5 protein-coding genes are annotated in these 5,460 nt (G+C 72.7%); 2 read left to right on the top strand and 3 right to left on the bottom strand.

Features of this window, described 5'->3' with window-relative positions:
• Positions 1–168: 168 nt before the first annotated feature.
• From ACFXAZ_RS17725 to ACFXAZ_RS17715, 3 genes are all read right to left on the bottom strand, one after another.
• Positions 169–1,020 (bottom strand): 3-hydroxyacyl-CoA dehydrogenase family protein, encoded by an 852-nt coding sequence (locus ACFXAZ_RS17725; protein ID WP_384591376.1) that lies wholly within the window; start codon positions 1,018–1,020, stop codon positions 169–171.
• The gene (locus tag ACFXAZ_RS17720) at positions 1,017–1,886 is read right to left on the bottom strand and encodes an enoyl-CoA hydratase/isomerase family protein (protein WP_384591373.1); all 870 of its coding nucleotides are present in this window, start codon (positions 1,884–1,886) and stop codon (positions 1,017–1,019) included. Before ACFXAZ_RS17720 ends, ACFXAZ_RS17725 begins: the two co-directional genes overlap by 4 nt.
• Before the next feature lie 62 nt (positions 1,887–1,948).
• Positions 1,949–3,169 (bottom strand): thiolase family protein, encoded by a 1,221-nt coding sequence (locus ACFXAZ_RS17715; protein WP_384591370.1) that lies wholly within the window; start codon positions 3,167–3,169, stop codon positions 1,949–1,951.
• A gap of 204 nt (positions 3,170–3,373) precedes the next feature.
• Here ACFXAZ_RS17715 and paaI point away from each other — a divergent pair, with 204 nt between their 5' ends.
• Both paaI and paaK read left to right on the top strand, forming a co-directional pair.
• Positions 3,374–3,829 (top strand): hydroxyphenylacetyl-CoA thioesterase PaaI, encoded by a 456-nt coding sequence (gene paaI, locus ACFXAZ_RS17710; RefSeq protein ID WP_384591367.1) that lies wholly within the window; start codon positions 3,374–3,376, stop codon positions 3,827–3,829.
• 8 nt (positions 3,830–3,837) lie between these two features.
• Positions 3,838–5,205 carry a phenylacetate--CoA ligase PaaK gene (paaK, locus tag ACFXAZ_RS17705; RefSeq protein WP_384591397.1) on the top strand — a complete coding sequence of 456 codons (1,368 nt, stop codon included), beginning with the start codon at positions 3,838–3,840 and terminating at the stop codon, positions 5,203–5,205.
• Positions 5,206–5,460: the final 255 nt, after the last annotated feature.

Below are 5,460 nucleotides of genomic sequence, written 5' to 3'. Positions count from 1 at the left end.
CCCCTGAGAAGACGGGCGTGGACGCAGGCGCCTTTCAGGGGCGCGGGGAACTGCGCGACCAGCCACGACGAGACGCGAACCCGCCCACCGAACACCAACCCGGCACCCGCTCCCGCACCCCACCCCCGTCACCAGACATCACCCGGCATCACCAGGCGTCACCCGGCATCACCACGCATAAAACCCCCTCCCCGCCTTCCGCCCCAGCTCCCCCCGAGCCACCTTCTCCCGCAACAACCCCGGCGGAGCGAACCGCTCACCCAGCGCCCCGTGCAGATACTCCGCGATGGCGAGCCGCACATCCAGCCCCACCAGGTCGGTCAGCCGCAGCGGCCCCATCGGATGCCGGTACCCGAGCCGCATCGCGTCGTCGATGGCCTCGGGCGACGCGACCCCCTCCTCGACCATCCGGATGGCCTCCAGCCCCAGCACGAGCCCCAGCCGGCTGCTGGCGAAGCCCGGGGAGTCCTTGACCACCACGTCCTGCTTGCCGAGCGCCTCGGTCCAGCCCAGCGCCGCCTTCACGACCCGCTCGGCGCTGTCGGGCGCGACCACGATCTCGACCAGCGCGGAGGCCGGCACCGGATTGAAGAAGTGCATGCCCAGGAACCGCTCGGGCCGCCGCAGCGCCGCGGCGAGATCGGTGACGGACAGCGAACTGGTGTTGGTGGCGAGAACGGTCGCGTCCCCCACCGCCTCCTCGACGGCGACGAGCAGCCGCGCCTTGAGCCCCGCGTCCTCGGGCACCGCCTCCACGACCAGTTCGACGTCCGGATCCAGGGCGGCCGGGCTGTGCACCAGCCGCACCCGCCCCAGCACCCGCTCGGCGGGCTCGGCGAGATGCCCGCGCCCCGCCGCCCGCCGCAGACTCGCGCCGATCCGCTCCAGCGCCGCCGCGGCGGCCTCCTCGCCGCTCTCCACCACCGTCACCACCGATCCGGCGGCGGCGAAGGACTGGGCGATCCCGGCGCCCATCCGACCGCCGCCGAGAACCCCCACGGTCCTGGGCGCCCCTGTCATACCCGGCTCCTCTGCTCCCCCGAAGGATTCATCCCCGAAGTGTTCATCCCCGGAGGGTTCGTCGCCGGAGGGTTCGCCCCCGGAAGGTTCTTCTCCACCGACTTCTTCTCCACCGACTTCTTCTCCAGAAAGCGCGTCATCCGGTCCCTCTTGTCCCGTCCCTCGAACAGCACCGCCTGCGCCAGGTCGTCGGCCACCGGATGCGCCCCCGGCGCGTCCACGACCAGCTTGGTCAGCCGCAGCGCGAGCGCGGAGGAGCGGGCCATCCGGTCCAGCACCTCGTGCGCCCGCTCCAGCAGCTCCCCGGCCGGTACGACGTCCATGACCAGGCCCGCCGCGTGCGCCTGCGCGGCGTCCAGGGTGCGCCCGGCCAGCAGGACCTGCTTGGCGAGCGACTCGCCGACCAGTTCGGGCAGCCGCCAGCAGGCACCGGCCGCGGCGATGATGCCGAGGCCGGGCTCGGGGTTGCCGAACACGGCGCCGGGCCCGGCGATCCGCAGATCACAGGCGTACGCCAGTTCGGCGCCGCCGCCCAGCGCCCAGCCGTCGACGGCGGCGAGCGTCGGCATGGGCAGCCGCCTGACCCGCTCGAACAGCCGGCTGTTGATGCCCTCCAGCGCCTGTTCCCGGCCGCGTTCCAGCAGCTCCGCGATGTCGGCGCCGCCCGCGAAGACCCCGCCGTGCCCGGTGAGCAGCAGCAGCCGGGGGTCACGCTCCAGCAGGTCGCACACCGCGTGCAGCTCGGCGATCATCCGCCCGCTGATGGCGTTGCGCGCCTCGGGCCGGCACAGGGTGACGACCACCCGGTCGTCCCGCTCCTCGACCCGCAGGGTGCCGTACGACGCCGTACCCGTCCCATGACTCACACCGTCACCCACCCCATGTGCCACCCCGACTGCCACCCCATCCCCGACCCGGTCACTCACACTCACACCGTCTCCACCAGCAGCGCCACGCCCTGCCCCACACCGACGCACAGCGTGGCCAGGCCGCGGTGGCCGTTCTCGCGCTCCAGGCGGCCCAGCAGGGTCAGCAGGATGCGGGCGCCGGAGCAGCCGAGGGGATGGCCCAGCGCGATGGCCCCGCCGTCGGCGTTGACCTTCTCCTCGTCCAGCTTGAGGCGGCGGATCACGGCGAGGGCCTGCGCGGCGAACGCCTCGTTCAGCTCGACCGCGTCCAGATCGCCCGCCCGCCACCCGGCCCGGGTCAACGCCTTCTCGGTGGCCGGGACCGGGCCGAGGCCCATCACGTTCGGCCGCACCCCGGCGGACGCCGAGGCCACGATCCGGGCGCGGGGGGTCAGCCCGTACCGGCGCACCGCCTCCTCGCTCGCCACCACCAGCGCGGCGGCCCCGTCGGACAGCGGTGAGGACGAGCCCGCGGTGACGATGCCGTCCGCGCGGAAGACGGTCCGCAGGGCGCCCAGCTTCTCCAGGGTGGTGCCGGGGCGGGGCCCCTCGTCGCGGGTCACCTCACCGCCCTCGACCGGCACCGGCACGATCTCCCGGTCGAAGTGACCGGCCTCCCGCGCGGCGACGGCCCGCTGATGGCTGCGCAGGGCGAAGGCGTCGGACTCGGCGCGGGTGATGCCGTCCAGGGCGGCGATCTCCTCGGCGGTCTCGCCCATGGTCAGCGTGTACTTGAGCGTCTCCGGCCCGGCATCGGCCGCCACCTCGCGGTCGGCGGCGGTGAAGCGCGGGTTGGTGAAGCGCCAGCCGAGCGCGGTGTCATGGGTCTGCCCGGGCTTGGCCCAGGGCGTGCCGGGCTTCTCCATGACCCAGGGGGCGCGGGTCATGGACTCCACTCCCCCGGCGACCACCACCTCCGCCTCGCCCGCGCGGATCGTCTGCGCGGCGGAGGCGACCGCGGTGAGGCCGGAGGCGCACAGCCGGTTGACGGTGTAGCCGGGGACGGTGTGCGGCAGCCCGGCGAGCAGTACGGCCATCCGCGCCACGTCCCGGTTGTCCTCACCGGCCTGGTTGGCGGCGCCCAGGATCACCTCGTCCACGGCTTCCCCGGGAACCCCGGCGCGGCGGACGGCCTCCTTGAGGACCAGGGCGGCGAGATCGTCGGGGCGTACGGCGGCCAGGGCACCGCCGTAGCGGCCCTGCGGGGTGCGGGCCCCGTCCACCAGATAGACGTCGGGCATCGGCAGGCTCCTCCACTGGGACAGGGCTACGACAGGGGGCCGGCTCCACCAGAGCACCCCTCGGCGGATGCCTTGACAGACCGGGGTCTTGCTGGATTACTTGACCACGCCGCACGCTAACCGAATGTTCGGTCGGTTCACAAGACGGGTTCACGAGACGGTTCACGAGACGGTTCACAAGGTGGGTTCCACAAGGTGGTGGAGATGACATCCCAGGTATCCGACGCGACCGAGTCGCCCCCCGGTCCGGTCGAGGCGATGTTCGCCGCGGACGCGGCGTCACGCCGGCTCGGGATCGAGCTGCTGGAGCACGGCGACGGAACCGCCGTGGCACGGATGACGGTGACCGCCGCCCAGGTCAACGGCCACCGGATCGCGCACGGCGGCTATGTCTTCCTGCTCGCCGACACCGCGTTCGCCTGCGCCTGCAACAGCGACGGCCCGGTGACGGTCGCCGCCGCCGCCGACATCGACTTCGTCGCACCCGCCTACGAGGGCGATGTCCTGGTGGCCACCGCACGCGAACGCACCCGCTTCGGACGGAGCGGTATCTACGACGTGACGGTCGTGCGGGGGGACACACGGGGAGACGATGTGATCGCGGAGTTCCGGGGCCGCAGCCGGACCCTCCGCGCAGAGCAGCACGAGGAGCCGCGATGAGCAGCGAAATGACCGCGCGGGCGACCACCGGCGGGCCGGGCCGACCCGACCGGGACACGGCCACACCCCGCCGGGGCGACCCCCTCCCCGAGGCGTTGCTGGACGACGCCGAGCGGCTGTCCCGCGAGGAGGTGCGCGCCCTCCAGCTGACCCGGCTGCGCGCCACCCTGCGCCACGCCTACGACAATGTGGAGCTGTACCGGAAGAAGTTCGACGCGGCCGGGGTGGCTCCCGGGGACTGCCGCGCCCTGGACGACCTCGCCCGCTTCCCGTTCACCACCAAGGCCGATCTGCGCGACACGTACCCCTTCGGCATGTTCGCCGTGCCGATGGAGCGGGTGCGCCGGGTGCACGCGTCCAGTGGCACCACGGGCCGCCCGACGGTCGTCGGCTACACCGAGCACGACCTGTCGGTGTGGGCCGACGTGGTCGCCCGCTCGATCCGCGCCGCGGGGGGCCGCCCCGGCCACAAGGTCCATGTGTCGTACGGCTACGGCCTGTTCACCGGCGGCCTGGGCGCGCACTACGGCGCCGAACGAGCGGGCTGTACGGTGATCCCCGCGTCCGGCGGCATGACCGCGCGCCAGGTCCAGATCATCCAGGACTTCCGCCCCGAGATCATCATGGTCACCCCGTCCTACATGCTCACGCTGCTGGACGAGTTCGAGCGCCAGGGCATCGACCCGCGGACCACCTCCCTGAAGGTCGGCATCTTCGGCGCCGAGCCCTGGACGGAGGAGATGCGCCGGGAGATAGAGGAGCGCCTGGACATCCACGCGGTGGACATATACGGGCTGTCGGAGGTGATCGGCCCCGGGGTCGCGCAGGAGTGCGTGGACACCAAGGACGGGCTGCATGTGTGGGAGGACCACTTCTACCCGGAGATCGTGGACCCGTTCTCCGACGCGGTGTTGGCCGACGGCGACAGCGGTGAGCTGGTGTTCACCTCGCTCACCAAGGAGGCGCTGCCGATCATCCGGTACCGCACCCGGGATCTGACCCGGCTGCTGCCCGGCACCGCGCGCCCCGGGTTCCGCCGGATCGAGAAGATCACCGGCCGCTGCGACGACATGATCATCCTGCGTGGGGTGAATGTCTTCCCCAGCCAGATCGAGGAGATCGTGCTGCGCACGCCCGCCGTGGCCCCGCACTTCCAGATCCAGTTGAGCCGCCGGGGCCGGATGGACCACATGACGGTACGGGTCGAGGCCCGGCCCACCAGCGACACCGCCCGACGGGAGAGCGCCGGGAAGGACATCGCGCGGGGCATCAAGGACGCGATCGGGGTCAGCGTGGACGTCTCGGTGGTCGACCCGGAGACCCTGGAGCGCTCCCTGGGCAAACTGAAGCGGGTGAAGGACCTGCGGGGTGACTAGCTCCCGCCCCCATGTGACCGGAGCAGCTCCCGTCCCGCCTGACCGGAGCAACCCTCATCCGGCGTGAGCGGAGCAACTCCCTTCCCCCATAGGCGAGATCACGCCTCCCGGGGGTGAACTCGGCGGCCCCTGTGCCGTCCGTGGTGGGCGTGCCCCCCCCCCCCCCCCGCGATACCGCCCCGTGGCGCGGGCCCCATTGGCCGTAACGACCCCCCCCGGGTGGGGCGTGCCCGAGGGCGGTGTTTGAGTGAGTAC

It is taken from the genome of Streptomyces sp. NPDC059477 (assembly GCF_042749375.1).
In the GTDB taxonomy this organism is placed as follows: domain Bacteria; phylum Actinomycetota; class Actinomycetes; order Streptomycetales; family Streptomycetaceae; genus Streptomyces.
This window is presented reverse-complemented; position numbering and strand designations above follow the sequence as displayed.

Coding starts and splice junctions, on each gene's coding strand:
- paaI (WP_384591367.1), top strand. CDS start 3,374: ATGACATCCCAGGTATCCGACGCGACCGAGTCGCCCCCCGGTCCGGTC.
- ACFXAZ_RS17715 (WP_384591370.1), bottom strand. CDS start 3,169: ATGCCCGACGTCTATCTGGTGGACGGGGCCCGCACCCCGCAGGGCCGC.
- paaK (WP_384591397.1), top strand. CDS start 3,838: ATGACCGCGCGGGCGACCACCGGCGGGCCGGGCCGACCCGACCGGGAC.
- ACFXAZ_RS17725 (WP_384591376.1), bottom strand. CDS start 1,020: ATGACAGGGGCGCCCAGGACCGTGGGGGTTCTCGGCGGCGGTCGGATG.